11 protein-coding genes are annotated in these 15,202 nt (G+C 72.0%); 8 read left to right on the top strand and 3 right to left on the bottom strand.

Annotated features, from left to right (window positions below; genetic code table 11):
- The first annotated feature begins 146 nt into the window (after nucleotides 1–146).
- On the top strand, nucleotides 147–1,700 hold the full coding sequence (locus tag ACFVT1_RS24220; protein ID WP_389798908.1) for a peptidoglycan-binding protein: 1,554 nt from the start codon (nucleotides 147–149) through the stop codon (nucleotides 1,698–1,700).
- Between the two features lie 78 nt (nucleotides 1,701–1,778).
- Here the strand turns inward: ACFVT1_RS24220 and ACFVT1_RS24215 are convergent, their stop codons facing one another.
- The 3 genes from ACFVT1_RS24215 to ACFVT1_RS24205 form a co-directional block, all read right to left on the bottom strand.
- Nucleotides 1,779–3,047 (bottom strand): choice-of-anchor A family protein, encoded by a 1,269-nt coding sequence (locus tag ACFVT1_RS24215; RefSeq protein ID WP_389798905.1) that lies wholly within the window; start codon nucleotides 3,045–3,047, stop codon nucleotides 1,779–1,781.
- A gap of 492 nt (nucleotides 3,048–3,539) precedes the next feature.
- Nucleotides 3,540–5,108 carry a PH domain-containing protein gene (locus ACFVT1_RS24210; protein ID WP_389798903.1) on the bottom strand — a complete coding sequence of 523 codons (1,569 nt, stop codon included), beginning with the start codon at nucleotides 5,106–5,108 and terminating at the stop codon, nucleotides 3,540–3,542.
- Nucleotides 5,109–5,290: 182 nt separating this feature from the next.
- A complete protein-coding gene (locus ACFVT1_RS24205) occupies nucleotides 5,291–5,941 on the bottom strand; it encodes a hypothetical protein (protein ID WP_389798900.1) in 651 nt (216 codons plus the stop codon).
- A 553-nt stretch (nucleotides 5,942–6,494) separates the two neighbouring features.
- Between ACFVT1_RS24205 and ACFVT1_RS24200 the strand changes: the two genes are divergently transcribed.
- From ACFVT1_RS24200 to ACFVT1_RS24170, 7 genes are all read left to right on the top strand, one after another.
- Nucleotides 6,495–7,949, top strand: coding sequence for an MFS transporter (locus ACFVT1_RS24200; protein ID WP_389798898.1), 1,455 nt, complete (start codon nucleotides 6,495–6,497; stop codon nucleotides 7,947–7,949).
- Nucleotides 7,950–8,049: 100 nt separating this feature from the next.
- Nucleotides 8,050–9,621, top strand: a complete 1,572-nt coding sequence (locus ACFVT1_RS24195) for an FGGY family carbohydrate kinase (protein ID WP_389798895.1) — start codon at nucleotides 8,050–8,052, stop codon at nucleotides 9,619–9,621.
- A gap of 72 nt (nucleotides 9,622–9,693) precedes the next feature.
- Nucleotides 9,694–11,367, top strand: a complete 1,674-nt coding sequence (locus tag ACFVT1_RS24190) for an FAD-dependent oxidoreductase (protein ID WP_389798893.1) — start codon at nucleotides 9,694–9,696, stop codon at nucleotides 11,365–11,367.
- A complete protein-coding gene (locus ACFVT1_RS24185) occupies nucleotides 11,364–12,917 on the top strand; it encodes an FAD-binding oxidoreductase (RefSeq protein WP_389798891.1) in 1,554 nt (517 codons plus the stop codon). Before ACFVT1_RS24190 ends, ACFVT1_RS24185 begins: the two co-directional genes overlap by 4 nt.
- A 43-nt stretch (nucleotides 12,918–12,960) precedes the next feature.
- Nucleotides 12,961–13,620, top strand: coding sequence for a glycerol-3-phosphate responsive antiterminator (locus tag ACFVT1_RS24180; protein WP_389798888.1), 660 nt, complete (start codon nucleotides 12,961–12,963; stop codon nucleotides 13,618–13,620).
- 7 nt (nucleotides 13,621–13,627) lie between these two features.
- Nucleotides 13,628–13,930 (top strand): putative quinol monooxygenase, encoded by a 303-nt coding sequence (locus ACFVT1_RS24175; RefSeq protein ID WP_389798885.1) that lies wholly within the window; start codon nucleotides 13,628–13,630, stop codon nucleotides 13,928–13,930.
- Nucleotides 13,927–15,066, top strand: a complete 1,140-nt coding sequence (locus ACFVT1_RS24170; protein WP_389798883.1) for a zinc-binding dehydrogenase — start codon at nucleotides 13,927–13,929, stop codon at nucleotides 15,064–15,066. Before ACFVT1_RS24175 ends, ACFVT1_RS24170 begins: the two co-directional genes overlap by 4 nt.
- Nucleotides 15,067–15,202 lie beyond the last annotated feature (136 nt).

The following is a 15,202-nucleotide window of genomic DNA, read 5'->3' as shown; positions in this document are numbered from 1 at the left end:
CGCATCGGAGTGACAGGGAGTTCGACACGCGGACCAATGATTGTCATGGCCTGAACACATCGATACGCTGTGCGGGCTTCGGCCCCTCGGCCCACCCCACTCGGGCCCGGGGGGCCGTTCTTCTCCCCCACAGAGCAGGAGCAGGTATGCCCAGACGAGCCGCCGCCCGCGCAAGGGCCCGCGCATCCGTCCTGGCGGCCCTCACCGCCACCGTCCTGGCCGCGACCGGCACTCCGGCCTTCGCCGCCCCGCCCGCCGACCGCCCCATGAACCGGGCATTCACACGTGCGGCCGCGGAATTCGACGTACCGCGCGATCTGCTCGCCGCCGTCGGATACGGCGAGACCCATCTCGACGGCCACTCCGGGCGCCCCAGCCAGGCGAACGGGTACGGCGTGATGCACCTGGTGAGCAACCCCGCGAACCGGACGCTGGAGCGGGCGGCCGCCCTCACCGGCGAAACCCTCGCCGACCTCCGCGCCGACACCGACGCCAACATCCTGGGCGGCGCGGCGGTGCTGCGCGGCTACGCGGACAAGCTCGGCCTCGACGACCGGGAGCGCGACGACATCAATGCCTGGTACCCGGCCGTCGCCCGGTACAGCGGCTCGACGGGGCGCACCGCCGCCCTCTACGCCGACACCGTGTACACCTTCCTGGCGCAGGGGCTCGACGCCGTCGTCACCGGCGGCGAGCGGATCTCGGTGACCGGCCGCCCGGTCTCGCCGCAGAAGGGTCCGCTCGCCACCGCCGCCACCGTACGCACCGAGAGCGCCGACTACCCGTCGGCCCTGTGGGTTCCGGCCCATGCGAACAACTTCGCCGCTGGCCGGTCGGCCAAGATCGACAAGGTGATCGTCCACGTCACCCAGGGCTCGTACGCGGGCTCGATCAGCTGGTTCCAGAACCCGACCGCGGAGGTGAGCGCCCACTATGTGGTGCGTTCCTCCGACGGCGAGATCACCCAGATGGTGCGCGACGGCGACACCGCGTACCACGCCCGCAGCCAGAACTCCTCGACGCTCGGCATCGAGCACGAGGGATTCATCGACGACCCGTCCTGGTTCACGGACACGATGTACCGCTCATCGGCGGCCCTGACCGGCTACCTGTGCGACCGGTACGGAATTCCGAAGGACCGGGCGCACATCATCGGCCACAGCGAGGCGCCCGGCAACGATCACACGGACCCGGGCCCGTACTGGGACTGGGCGCGCTACATGCAGTTGGTGGGCGGGGACACCGGCGGCGACAGCGGTGACGGGCTGAGCTTCACCGCGTACGCGATCCAGCGAAGCGGCTCGACGGGCGCCCAGGTCAGGGCGGTTCAGCAACTGCTGGGTGAGCAGGGGCATCCGGTGGGCGCGGTGGACGGCAGCTTCGGCGCGGCCACGCAGAGCGCGGTGACGGCGTACCAGTCGGTCCATGGGCTGGACGCGGACGGTGTCGTGGGAGCCAGGACCTGGACGGCGCTGCTGTCGGCCGGCCCTACGGCGTCCCTTGCGCAGGGCGACTCGGGCGACGGCGTGAAGCGGCTCCAGCGCTCGCTGACCGCGGCGCTCGGCTCGACGGTCGGCATCGACGGGAGCTTCGGCCCGGAGACGACGACGGCGGTGCGCTCCTACCAGACGGGCCGGGGCCTGACGGCCGACGGCATCGCGGGGCCGGCCACCTGGGCGGCCTTGCAGGCGGGGCGCTGACGAGCCCCGGAAGCGGGACGTTCCACCCGCCGACCGGGCCCCCGGTGGTGCACCGGGGGCCCGGTCGGTCATCGGATGTCAGGCCCGCTTGGACCGGCGGCGGGCCGCCACGACAAGACCGGTGCCTGCGGCGAGCACCACAACGGTGCCGATGACCAGCGGGACCGTGCCGCTGCTGCCCGTCGAGGCCAGGTCGCCACCACCGGTGCCGGGCGCCGTGCTGTCCGACGGGGGCGGGGCCGCCGTGGCGGGCCGGGAGGAGTCACCGGACGGCGCACCGCCCTCCGAGGGCGGTGTCGCGGAGGCGGACGGCGTGCTGTCCACCGGCGGTGCGGTCTCGGGGGTGCCGCTGGGCGTCGGCGTGGCGGACGGGGTCTTCCCGGTCTCCGGGAGGCAGCCGCTGAAGGGGAAGTGGTGCGTCTCCGCTCCGCCCGAGCCGTGCAGCGAGGCGACCCACACCGAGCCGTTGACCGGCGCGGCGGTGCCCAGCTCCAGGTGCGCCCGGGGTGCCAGCACGCTGCCGGGCCAGGCCGCCCGGCTGCTCTTGGTGAGGGTGCGGGCCTCGGGGAAGTTCCACAGCAGCCGGGCACGGACCTTGCCCTCGGAGGCGCTCTGAAGCTTGTCGTCCAGCACGTAGTCCTGGCCGCCGGACAGGAAGAAGCCGGTGGTGCCGGCCTTGGCCATGTCGTAGGTGTCGCCGCTGACGTTGACGATCGCGGTCGCGCCGGCCGGGACCTTGAGGTAGATGTCCTTGGCCTGCTCCAGCTGATCGGCCGTCACCCCGAAGACGTTGCGGGTGGCGTTGCCGCCCTCCAGGGTGAGCTTGGCGCCGTCCAGCCTCACGTCCGCGCCGCCGGTCACCGGTTCCGCGGCCAGCGCGGAGGAGTAGGCCCGGAGCTTGGCGAACTCCGCGTCGAAGTCGATCAGCCGGGCATCCTGCCGGAAGGTGCCGGAGTGCAGTTCGACGGCGCGGTCGCGGACCTTGCCTCCGACGACCGCGTCGCCCTTCATCACCGCGGTGACCGACCCGTCGTTGACCAGGTCGCCGCGGACGACGAGCGCCGCACGGCCGGGCAGCGCGTCGACCTCCGCCGCGGACAGTTCGTTGGCGGCGCTGAATCCGCCGCGGAAGTCGGCGTTTCCGCCGACGGCCACAGCGCCCTCCGCGTCGGGCGAGTGGACGTCGTCACCGAGGACGAACTCGCCGTACTTGCCGGCGATCCCGAAGGCGTCGGTGGCGCAGCCGCCCGCATCGGCGGGCGCGGCCTGTGCGGCCGGGGAGGCCGTGAGGCCGAGGACGAGAGCTCCGCCGAGCATGGCAGCTGCGGCGGTTGCGGTTATGCGCATGGGACTTGGTTCTCCCGCAGGGGTGGTTGTAGAGATTTCGTGGCGACCATGCCCATAATTTTCACAGAATGCGACATTGGTCAAGACCAATGCCTGAAGCGCTGACAAAGCGCTGACAAAGCGCCAGGAAACGGAGCTTTGTCCGGAATTGATGCCCGGGTGATCCGGTGCCGTCGACACCGATACCGACACAGGAGCCCCGGTTCTCGCGTGGGCCGGCCCGGGTACACCGCACCACAACGCACAAGGGCCGGAAGAGGCGCTGCCACCCGATCGATCGGGCGCTGCCTTCTTCCGGCCCGTGCCACCCGTGCCATCTCCCGCGCGGGAGCGTGCGCCCGGCCGGGCGGCCCGCGCGAGAGGCGCCGGCCGGTCTCACGGTGGGCGCTCCCGCGGAGTCGGCGAGCCTACAACGGCGCCTGCGAGGCGGTCACGACTCGGCGTTCGCGGGGCTCGCGGGGCTCTTGGTGCTCACGGGGCTCGCGGGGGTCTTCACGGGGTTTTCGCAGAATCCAGCTCACGGATGATGCGCGTCAGGTCGGCCGGGGCGGCCGCGAGGCGGACCGGCTCGCCCGCGTCGTCGAGTTCGGCGATGTGCCAGCTGCTGGGAACGGTGTCGCCGTCGCTGCCCCGGACGCGCCGCAGGTCCTTCACCGTGAGCCGCTCCACCGGTATCCGTCTCGCCGCGAACCGTCCCGGGCCGGGGTGGGGTGTCACCGCGGGCGGGCCGTCCCCGAGGACGACGTGGGTACCGAAGCCGTGCGGGTTGTAGTCGGTGTGCTCCAGGAACCGGGCGGCCAGGAACACCTCTTCCTTCCCACCGGAACCTTCGGTCCCTCCGGCCTCCCTGGCTTCTCGGGCCTCCCTGGCCTCGCCGGCCTCTCCGGCCGCTCCCGGCGTAGAGACGCGCGTGGCACGCCAGGCCCAGGCGGAGAGGCCCAGCGTGACCAGCGAGCCCGCGGCCGCCCACGTGATCGCCGTGGCAGAGGCGAGCGGGGCCGTGGGATGGAGATAGCAGAGCGGCAGCAGCCACAGAGCGGTACCGACGAGCACACCCACGAACGGAAGGGCCGACGGGAGGACCTCGTCGTCGGGCAGCCGGCGTCCGCGCAGGCGCACCAGCACCCGGGCACCGGGGTACCCCGCCGCAAGGGCGAGCACGGCCGCGACGACGGCCGGCTCCCCTCCCGCGGGAATGTGCTCGCGCCACACGTAGTGCTCTCCGGAGACCACCCGCACCGCATCGCGCCAGACGGTCAGTTCGACCCTGTCGCCGGGCCGGAACCCCTGGGCGTCCTCCCGCGAGACCGCGAGGCGATCCAGCGGCCGCCCGTGGGCGAAGTACAGCCAGCTGCTCCGCTTGGGCTGGTTGGCCTCGGTCCGCGCGATCACGGCCGGCACGGTGGTCAGGCAGTCGCCGCGCTCCGTGGCGGCCACCTCGGCGGTGCACGGCGTGGCCGACTTCCACGCCCGGAAATGCGAGGCGGTGTTCGGCACGGACCACGCGACCGCGCCCGCGCACGCGAGCAACAACGCGCACAGGCACAGCGACCCGGCCCAGCCGCGCCCGGCGGTGCGGTACGAGACGACCGAAAGGTGGTCCGACTCCGGGGCCCCGTAACGGCGGTGCAGGGTACGGAGCGCGTCCAGCTTCGCGTCGAAGTCCGGGTCGTCGGAGGACCCGCTCCGCGGAAGGGGCAGGATCCGCTTGCGTCCGTCGCGCAGCAGCAGGCTGACGTGACGGGTTTCCGGGGCCCGGGGGGTGTTCGCATATTTCAGACGGATCCGCAGGTCGACGACGTCCTGCCACGGCACGCTCCAGCGGTGCAGCAGCGTCCGGGAGTGCAGGCCGTACGCGTCGGCGCTCACCCGGGTGGTGACCCCGTGGAGCGCCGCGATGCCCGCCGACGCGAGCAGCAGGCCGACGCCCAGCCACAGGTCCGGGCCCCGGTACACCGTGTGCACCATGGCGACAATCGCCCCGGCCGCCCCGATCCCGACGAAGAACCACAAGGGGTTCCTGTGGAGGGGACGGCAGTTCACTTCCCGGACTTCGGTCATGCGCGGAATCCTGCCACCGGCCCCGCCACACCCGCTTGTGCAGTATGTGGCAACTTCCCGGCCCGCAACATTGCCGACCCGGTACGCGATACCGCTCCGCTTCCCCGAGTCGTGCGGTACCGGGGCCGGGGCTGCGGACAGAGAGCGGGCCGGCCGGCCCTCTCCCTCTCTCCACTGGTCGGTCAGGTGAGCTTGAAGAAGAGCGTGTCCTGGGTGTACCAGTCGATGTTCTTCGTGGCGTACTCCCACTCGCGGTGCTCGAAGTCGAGCATGCCGATGAGTTCCTGGACGTCGTACCGGAGGTCCGGGTCCATCCTGTTCAGGACGGCGCGGTAGGCGTCGGCGGCGGGCTTGGTCCTGGCCAGCGGCAGGTGGCCGATGGCCGGGTAGCCGTCCATCGAGTGCGGGATGTGAGGGAAGCCGTCGGGCGGCCCGCCGAAGAGGTAGCCGTGGGGCAGGAGGCCGGCGGGCACGTCGAGGCGGCGCATCTCGTCGTCCACCAGGCCGAAGAACGTCGAGGGCCTGGAGTAGGTACCCAACTGGGAGGGGTCGGAGGCGTTGTGGTCGATGATGTGTTGCAGAGCGGAGTGGTAGGCGTTGCCCGCGCACTCCGCGTCCGCGTCGGCGCGCCCGGCGATCAGGTGGTCCAGGGCGTCGGGGACGGACAGGCCCCAGTCGACACCCTGGTGGTCGAGATCGTCCTGATGGGCCTGGGCGTCCTTGCGCATGCCGTCGAGGCGGCGCAGCTGGTCCGCCGTCAGATTGCCGTTGCTGCCGAGGTAGGTCAGGACGTCGGCCCGGTCCGCTGTGGAGTACGCGATGTTGTGACTCATGATCACCATGGTGCCGACCGGCACTGACACCGGTCGCCGCCGCCCTCCCGAGGTGCTCACCACGCAACGGGACCCGCCCCGGCGCCAACCACGCGCGCCAACGCGGGCGGTGGGTCCGGGACAACGGACCGCGGATGTGTTCGGCCGGCTTCGTCGTCCCCCGGGCAGCGGAGGCATCCGGAGCGCGGTGACGCGATCACCCTGCACGAGGCCCGGCCGGCCGGCGGCACGGCCGGACGGCGCCGTGCCGGGCGGACGCGGCGCGCACCGCCGTGCTGCGCGCCGGGGCGTCCCGGGCCGGCAGGACCCGGATCACGCGCCGTAGCGCCTTCGGGGCACGCGTCACGTTTGTGTAACCTGCCGGAAACCCTTGACGTTCCTCCTGACTCGTTCTTAACCTCACTGCGTAGTTCGTACTTCCAGCAGTTCACGTGCTGCGGCGCTTTCCGCAGTGTTTTGACAGGCACAGACATAGACCACCTGTCGGTGGTTTCGTCATGCCTGTTTTTTGTGCTCCCCGTGCCGCCGATGGGTCTTCCTCGAAGGCGGATTCATGGCACAACGTCCGAGCGTCAAAGGCGTCGCCGACGTCGTTGCGCTCATCGATGGGCTGGGAAAGATCACCGGCCGGGCGCAAGTCATCTGGTTTCTCGTGTTCGGCGGGCTCTTTCTCGACGCCTATTCGAATGCGGCGCTGAGCGCCGGTCTGGGGCCGATGACGTCCCAGATGGAGCTGACCAGCACCCAGGTCTCGATCCTCACGGCCACCGCTCCGGCCCTGGCGATCATCTTCAACCCGGTCGGCGGCTGGCTCGCCACCCGGATCGGCCGCGTCCCCCCGCTGCTCATCGCCAAGGTCTTCGCGATCGCGGGCGCCCTGCTCGCCGCCTTCGCCGGTGACTTCACCGTCGTCTGGTTCGGCCGGGTCCTGGTGGGCGTGGCGTACGGCATCGACTTCGCGGTCGCCATGGCGCTGCTCGCCGAGTACACCCCCGCGAAGCTGGGTGGCCGGCTGAACCTGTGGCAGGCGGTCTGGTACGTCGCCACCACCAGCAACCTCGCGCTCGCCCTGGTCTTCTTCAATCTGGACGTCGGCGCGGACATCTGGCGCTGGTCGGTCGGCTCGGCCGCGGTCGTCGCCGCCGCGCTGCTGCTGGGCCAGTGGCTGATGCTCCGGGAGAGTCCCACCTGGCTGGCGAGCAAGGGCCGGCTGGACGAGGCGGTCGTCAACCTGGACCGGATCTACCGGATCAAGGCCGTCGCCGGCAAGCCCGACGAGGCGACCCGCGCCGCCACCGCCGCTCCCGCCATCGGCTTCCGCCAGGCCGGGCTGCTCTTCAAGGGCGAGTACCTGCCGCGCACGGTTCTCTCCTCGGTGATCTCGCTCGGGCAGTCGATGCAGTACTTCGCGGTCGGCTGGTACCTCCCGCTGATCAGCCTGACGATCTTCGGCGAGAGCTTCGAGAAGGCCACCATCGGCTCGATGGTCTTCAACGCCTTCGGTATCGCGGGCGGGCTCCTGTCCGCGTACTTCGGCCGCCGGCTCGGACTGCGGCTCAGCTCCGCCGCCGGTTTCGCCGGGGTCTTCGTCGCGCTGCTCGCGATGGGACTGACCTTCGAGAAGGTGCCCACGGCCGTGGCGTTCCTGCTGCCGGTGCTGTTCATCCTCTGCCACTCCGCGGGCCCCGGCGCCAACGGGAAGTCCATCGCCGCGCTCTCGTACAGCAGTGATGTCCGCGCGCTCGGCACCGGTGTCACCGGGATGGTGGGCAGCTTCGGCAGTGTCGTCGGGCTGTACGTCTTCCCGCAGATCAAGGACTCGCTGGGACTCGCCGACACCTTCCTGGTGCTCTCCGTCGTGCCCCTGCTCGGCCTGGTCACCTGCCTGGCGATCAAGTGGGACCCGACGAAGGCCGCGTCGCCCGACGAGGTCGCCGGACAGGACCGTGCCTCCGTCGGCGCCGGGGCCGGCCCGGCGGAATCCGCGGAGTCCGTGACCGCGCGCTGACCCGCCGCCGGACCTGTCGCGTCACACGATGGTCCCCTCCCCCGTACCGCCTCCGTATCCCCTCCGCACAGCTCGCGATGGTCTCGAAGAAAGGGCTGCAATGACGCAGACGTTCCCCGGCGCCGCCCCACGGCGCGGTGTGCTGTCCATCGACGAGGGCACCACGGGCACCAGGGCCGGAGTCGTCCTCGACTCTGGCGCCGCCCATGAGGTGTTCTACCGGTCGATCAAGGTCAGCCATCCGGACGACCTCTCGGTCGAGCAGGACCCGATGGAGATCTGGAGCGCCACCGTCGAGGTGGCGCGCCGGGCCGTCGGCCGGGCCCGCGAGGACGGCATCGGGATCACCGCGGTCGCGCTCTCCACCCAGCGGGCCACCGCGATGCTGTGGGACCGGGTCACCGGAGAGCCGCTGCTGCCCGCGGTGGTGTGGCAGGACCGGCGTCACGCGCAGGAGCTCACCGCGTACGAGGCGGAGTGGGACGCCGCCCTGCTCGCCCGGCAGGGCCGGCCGGTCGGCGCCCGCGCCCCGTTCCTCTGGGCCGCCCGCCAGATCGCCGCGCACCCGGACGTGGCCGCCGCGCACCGCGAGGGCCGGCTGCTCTTCGGTACCGTCGACACCTGGCTGATCTGGCGCCTCACCGGCGGCGCCGTGCACGCCACCACCCCGACCAACGCCGCGTCCACCGGTGGCTATCTGCTGGAGCGGCACGCCTGGGACGAGGAGTGGATCGGCCACCTCGGCTTCCCCCTCGACCTGCTTCCGGAGCTCCGCTCCGACGACGCCGGATTCGGCACGACCGACCCGGCCGCCCTCGGGATCGCCGTCCCGCTGGCCGCCTCCATGGGCGACCAGCACGCCGCACTCGTCGCGCTCGGCGGCCTCGCCGCCGGGCAGGGCATGTGCGTGTACGGGACCGGCGCCTTCGTCGACGCGGCGACCGGCACCACGCCCGCCCTGCCCCGGCGGGACATCTCCGGGGTGCTCGCCCAGCCCGGCCGGCGGCAGGGCGACATCAGCCACTACAGCCTGGAGGCGTACACCTCCACGGCGGGTTCGGCACTGCGCTGGCTCTGTGACGACCTGGGGCTGTTCGCATCGCCGAAGGAGCTCGGTGAGGAGGCGGGCCGGGTCCCCACCCGGCCGGGCCGCACCCCGCGTTTCGTCCCGGCGCTCGCCGGGGTCCGTACGCCGGTCTGGCACCCGGAGGCCACCGCATCCCTCACCGGGCTCACCCTCGCCACCACCCGCGCCGATCTCGCACGCGCCGTGCTGGACGGCATCGCGCACTCGGTGTGCGACCTGATCGACGGGGTCGCCGACACGATGGGCACACCGTTCACCCGGCTCCGGGTCGGCGGCGGGGTCTCCGGCAGCGACCCGCTCATGCGGATCCAGGCCGACCTGACCGGCCTGCCGCTGGAACGGGTCTCCGACTCCGCGACCGCCAGCCTGCGCGGCACCGCCTATCTGGCCGGCGTCGCCCAGGGCCTGTGGCCCTCGCTCGAAGAGGTCGTCGAGGCACAGCCGCACGGCCGGATCTTCGAGCCGTCGATCACGGCGGCCGAGCGTGCCGAGCAGCGGTCCGCCTGGCGCGACGTGCTGATCGCCCATCTCGGCGATCCCGCGCTGCTCCCCCTGAAGAACCCCGAACCCCGAACCCCCCACTGACGGCCCCGCCCGTCGCACCGGCGGCGCGCACCCGACCACGGCCGCCGCACCGAAACACCAGGAGTTGATGTTGTGATCACCATGCCCGCCCGGAAACCGCGGCGCAGCGCCGCGGCGACCCGCCGAACGCCCCTGCTGCTCGACCGGGCAGCCCTCAAGCGCCGGCTGGCCGACGACACGTACGACGTACTCGTCATCGGCGGCGGCATCACCGGGGCGTACGCCGTGCTCGACGCGGCCTCGCGCGGGCTGCGCGCGGCGCTGGTCGAGAAGGACGACTTCGCCTCCGGCACGTCGTCGAAGTCCTCGAAGATGGTCCACGGCGGTCTGCGCTACATCGAGCAGGGCAACGTCAACCTGGTCCGGCACTCGCTCCTGGAACGGCACCGCTTCCGCAAGAACGCCCCGCACCTGGTGCACCGGCTGCCGTTCCTCTTCCCGATCCTGGAGAAGGAGGGCATCTTCGACGCCCGCCTCGCCAAGGGCTTCGAGGGTCTGCTGTGGACGTACGACCTGGTCGGCGGGTGGCGGATCGGCAAGCTCCATCAGCGGCTCACCGTTCCGGAGGTCCTCGCGCAGGCGCCGACGCTGCGCGCGGAGAACCTCAAGGGCGGGCTGATGTACTTCGACGCCCGTACCGATGACGCCCGGCTCGTCCTCACCATCGTCCGCACCGCCGCCGCGCTCGGCGCGACGGTCCTCAACGGGGCGAAGGCCGAGGGCCTGCTGATGCAGACGGGCAAGGTGTCCGGCGCCCGGGTCTCGGCGGACGGCGACACCGTCGACATCCGTGCGCGAGCCGTCGTCAACGCCACCGGGGTGTGGACCGACGAGCTCGACGCAAAGGCGGACGACGGTCACAAGCCGCAGGTCAGGCCCGCCAAGGGCGTCCACATCGTGGTGCCGTGGGACAAGGTGCGGATCAACTGCACGGTCACCGTGCCGATCCCCGGCCGGGCCCGCCGCGCGACCTGCACCCGCTGGGGCAACAGCGTCGTGCTGGGCACCACGGACGAGGACTACCAGGGCTCGCCCGACGATGTGCACTGCACCCGTGAGGAGATGGACTTCCTGCTGGAGGGCGCCAACACCGCCTTCGAGGGGAAGCTCACCCCGGACGACGTGGTCGGCTCCATCGGCGGCCTGCGCCCACTGGTCGGCGGCAAGGAGGGCGCGACGCTCGACATGCGGCGCGACCATCACATCACCGTCGGCCGCACCGGCATGGTGACGGTGACCGGCGGCAAGCTCACCACCAGCCGGCACATGGGCGAACTCGTCATCGACAAGGTGATGGCGGTCCTCGGCCGCAAGGGGAAGAGCCGCACCACCGACCTCCCGCTGCTCGGCGGCGCCGGTTACGACGCCGAGGCCGTCGCGGCGTCCGGCGGCATCGCCGCGCACCTCGGCGAGCGCTTCGGCACCGAGGCCCGCTTCGTCGGCGACCTGATCCAGGACGACCCGGCGCTGGCCGAGCCGATCGTCGCGGGACTCCCGTACACCGGGGCGGAGGTCGTGTACGCGGCCCGCGCCGAGCTGGCCCGCTCGGTCGACGACGTCCTCTCCCGGCGGCTGCGCGCCCGGCTGTTCGCCCGGGACGCGTCCGTGGACGCCGCCGAGGCCGTCGGCGCGATCCTCGGCCGGGAACTGAACCTCACGGAGGCCGAGGTGGAGCGTTCGGTCTCCGAATACCTCGCAGCCGTCCGTCACGAAAAGTCCGTACTCCTCGAAGGGGCAGCAGCATGATCAGCCGTCAGACCATCACCCACCCGTTCAACCGGGGCAACTACACGATCGGCGCCCCCAGCTTCGCCAAGTGGGCCCGGAACACCCCGATCGGCGACGGCGAGGCCGCCCTCCAGGTGGACCCGGTCGAGGTCCCCGACACCGTGATCGAGGCACTGCGCGGGGCCGCGCACGCGGTGCACACCTCCCGCGACGAGGTCGTCACCCGGACCCGCGACTGGTGGGCCGGCTCGATGATCGGCGAGACCGAGGGCCGTCCCGCGACGCCGAACGCCGTGATCGTCGAGGCGGCCGACGCCGACCAGGTCGCGGCCGTGCTGCGGATCTGCCACGAGGCAGGCATCCCGGTCACCCCGTCCGCCGGCCGCTCCAACGTCACCGGCGCGGCGCTCCCCGTCTTCGGCGGCGTCGTCCTCGACGTCTGCGGGCTCAACGAGATCACCGGCTTCGACGCCGAGTCGAACATCGTGGACGTCCAGGCCGGCATGTTCGGCGACCTCTTCGAGAAGCAGCTCCAGGAGGAGTACGGCGTCACCACCGGCCACTGGCCGTCCGCCTTCGCCGTCTCCACGGTCGGCGGCTGGATCGCCTGCCGCGGCGCAGGTCAGCTCTCCACCCGTTACGGCAAGATCGAGGACATGGTCGTCGGCGTCGACGTCGTGCACGCGGACGGTACGCGTGCCACGTACGGCGACTACGCCCGCGCCGCGGTCGGCCCGGACCTGCGCCAGCTGTTCGTCGGCTCCGAAGGCACCCTCGGCGTCATCGTCTCGGCGCGTCTGCGGGTCCACCCGCTGCCGGAGTACGCCAACGCCGTGGCATACGGCTTCAAGACCTTCGCCGAGGGCCTCGACGCCTGCCGCAGGATCATGCAGCGCGGTGCGACCCCGGCCGTCCTGCGTCTCTACGACACCCTGGAGTCGGGCACCCACTTCGGCCCCCCGGAGACCAACCTCCTGCTGATCGCGGACGAGGGCGACCCGGCCATCGTCGACGCCTCGATCAAGGTGGCGGCCGAGGTCTGCGAGGCGTACGGCCCCGAGCTGGACAGCAAGGCGGTGTTCGAGCGCTGGCTGGACGAGCGGATGCTGGTCGGCAAGTCCGCCGACGGCTTCAAGCCCGGCCCCGGCTTCGTCGCCGACACCCTGGAGATGGCCGCGTCCTGGACCGATCTCCCGGTGATCTACGACGAGGTGGTCGCCGCGATCCAGTCGGTGCCCGGCACCCTGGCCGCCTCGGCCCACCAGTCCCACGCATACACCGACGGCGCCTGCGTCTACTTCTCGCTGCGCGGCGACGTGGCTCCCGAGTCGCGGCGCGACTGGTACCGCTCGGTGTGGGACGCGGCCAACGCCGTACTCATCAAGCACGCCGCGGCGCTCAGCCACCACCACGGCTGCGGTCTGCTGCGCGGTCCCTACCTGGAGGAATCCCTCGGGGCGGGCTTCGCCACCTTCGTCGCGGTGAAGAAGGCCCTGGACCCGGCCGGCATTCTCAACCCTGGCAAACTGGGCCTTCCCAGCCGATTCGGAACGTCTCCGCTGAACTGACCTCAGCAGCCGCGAACCCTCCTTCCCCAGGCAGGCCCTTGCCATGACCCCTTCTCCGTCCCGGTCCGGTGCCGCACTCGACCCCCGGCTCGCCTCGGCCTTCGCCGAGGTGCCGGTCGTCGCGTCGGTCGTCGGCACCCAGCCGCTGCGCCAGTTCCTGACCGCACCGGCCAAGGTGTGCATCGTCGCGTCGCTCGCGGTGGGGCAGCTGCCCCAGGTCGTGCCGGCGCTGGGCCGGGCGGGGAAGACCGTGTTCGTGAACGTGGACAGCAGCCCCGGTCTGGCTCAGGACCGGGGCGCGCTGGAGTTCATCAAGAACATGGGCGCGCACGGCGTGGTCAGCACCCGGCTCTCCCTCATAGAGAAGGGCCGTCCGCTCGGCCTGCTGACGATGATGAAGGTGTTCGTCACCGACCGGTCCAATCTGCGCCGCTCCACGGACGCGATCTCGCGCGGAGCGCCGGACCTGGTCGAGATCATGCCCGCCCCGATCATCGCCCGGATGACCGCGCAGGCGCAGCGCGCCATGTCCCCGTCGGTCGCCGCGGGCTTCGTGGAAACCGCCGCGGACGTGGCGCTCGCGCTGGCCCTCGGGTCGGCCGCCGCCGCCACGTCCGACCCCCGCCTCTGGCACCTGCGCCGGGACCAGCTGCCGCCGGTCCCGCCCACCGCCCTGAAGAGGCCCGCCACACCCCAGGAGTAAAAGCCCCATGACCTACGTAGTCGTCGCCCGTTACCGCACCAGGGCCGGCGAGGAGAACACCGTCCTGCCCCTGCTCGACACGATGGCCGCCGCCTCCCGCAAGGAGCCGGGCAACCTCGCCTACCGGGTCCACCAGGGCACCGAGGACCCCCGGGCGATCGTGCTGTACGAGGAGTACTCCTCCGAGGCCGACTTCACCGCGCACTGCGCCACCCCGCACTTCCAGGAGATCGTGCTCGGCAAGGTCGTCCCGCTGCTGGAGAGCCGCGACGTGCTGCGCTGCGCCCCGCGTCCGGAGGTGCGGGCATGAAGACCCGTGCGGTGGTGCTGCGCGGGGTATCGACGGCCCGCCCCTACTCCGCGACCCGGCCGGTGGAGGTGGAGGAGCTGGAGCTGGGCGCCCCGCGCGAGGGCGAGGTGCTGGTCCGCATCGCGGCTGCCTCGCTCTGCCACTCGGACCTCTCGGTGGTCAACGGCGACCGGGTCCGCCCGCTGCCGATGGCACTGGGCCACGAGGCAGTGGGCGTCGTCCAGGAGACCGGACCGGGCGTCCGCCGGGTCTCCGCCGGCGACCATGTGGCCCTGGTCTTCGTACCCAGCTGCGGTTTCTGCGGCGACTGCGCGGCGGGCCGCCCGGCCCTGTGCGCACAGGCAGCGGCGGCGAACGGCTCGGGCGCGCTGCTGCACGGCCCGTCGCTGCTGACCGACGCCTCCGGTGAACCGGTCCACCACCAGCTGGGCGTCTCCGCGTTCTCCGAACACGCGGTGCTGGCCCAGGAGTCGGTGGTGCCGATCCCCGAGGACATCCCGTTCACGGTGGCCTCGATGTTCGGCTGCGCGGTCCTGACCGGTGCCGGAGCCGTCATCAACACGGCGGCCCTGCGGCCCGGCCAGTCGACGGTGGTCTACGGCCTGGGAGGGGTGGGCCTGTCCGCGGTGCTGGGTGCCCGCGCGGCCGGGGCGTATCCGGTCATCGCGGTCGACCCGGTCCGGGAGAAGCGCGAACTGGCCCTCCGGCTGGGGGCGACGCACGTGTACGCCCCGGACGAGGCCCTCCAGGCCATTCGCGAACTCACCTCCGGCGGAGCCGAGTTGGCGGTGGAAGCGGTGGGCAGCCCCAAGGTCATGGCGGAGTGCCTGACCGCCGTGGCCCGGGGCGGCAAGGTCGTCTCGGTGGGCCTCCCCGCCCCCGACCGGTTGCTGGAGGTCCCGGCGCTGGCGTTCGCGGGCGAGGGCAAGTCCCTGCTCGGCTCGTACATGGGCGACGCGGTCCCGCGCCGCGACATTCCCAGGTTTCTGGACCTGTGGCGGGCGGGCCTGCTGCCGGTGGAGCGGATGCACACCGGCACACTGCCGCTGGCCGACATCAACGCGGCGATGGAGGAGCTGGCTTCGGGCCGGGCGATCCGGCAGGTCATCGACACGTCGGGCATGCTGGACACCTGACGCGACCTGCCGTGCCGCCCGGACCCGGCCCGGCCGACGGCGCCCCTTCCAGTGGCGGAACGGGCGCTGTCAGCGTCGGCCTGTGGCGCCTGAGCACATGTGACATGTCATGTGGGGCGCTTGTGCGTACCGGAAG

Source organism: Streptomyces sp. NPDC057963 (genome assembly GCF_042887155.1).
Lineage (GTDB): Bacteria > Actinomycetota > Actinomycetes > Streptomycetales > Streptomycetaceae > Streptomyces.
Note: the sequence above shows the minus strand (reverse complement) of the source record. Positions and strands in the feature narration are given on the sequence as shown.

Coding starts and splice junctions, on each gene's coding strand:
- ACFVT1_RS24210 (WP_389798903.1), bottom strand. CDS start 5,108: ATGACCGAAGTCCGGGAAGTGAACTGCCGTCCCCTCCACAGGAACCCC.
- ACFVT1_RS24220 (WP_389798908.1), top strand. CDS start 147: ATGCCCAGACGAGCCGCCGCCCGCGCAAGGGCCCGCGCATCCGTCCTG.
- ACFVT1_RS24170 (WP_389798883.1), top strand. CDS start 13,927: ATGAAGACCCGTGCGGTGGTGCTGCGCGGGGTATCGACGGCCCGCCCC.
- ACFVT1_RS24175 (WP_389798885.1), top strand. CDS start 13,628: ATGACCTACGTAGTCGTCGCCCGTTACCGCACCAGGGCCGGCGAGGAG.
- ACFVT1_RS24200 (WP_389798898.1), top strand. CDS start 6,495: ATGGCACAACGTCCGAGCGTCAAAGGCGTCGCCGACGTCGTTGCGCTC.
- ACFVT1_RS24185 (WP_389798891.1), top strand. CDS start 11,364: ATGATCAGCCGTCAGACCATCACCCACCCGTTCAACCGGGGCAACTAC.
- ACFVT1_RS24215 (WP_389798905.1), bottom strand. CDS start 3,047: ATGCGCATAACCGCAACCGCCGCAGCTGCCATGCTCGGCGGAGCTCTC.
- ACFVT1_RS24195 (WP_389798895.1), top strand. CDS start 8,050: ATGACGCAGACGTTCCCCGGCGCCGCCCCACGGCGCGGTGTGCTGTCC.
- ACFVT1_RS24180 (WP_389798888.1), top strand. CDS start 12,961: ATGACCCCTTCTCCGTCCCGGTCCGGTGCCGCACTCGACCCCCGGCTC.
- ACFVT1_RS24205 (WP_389798900.1), bottom strand. CDS start 5,941: ATGAGTCACAACATCGCGTACTCCACAGCGGACCGGGCCGACGTCCTG.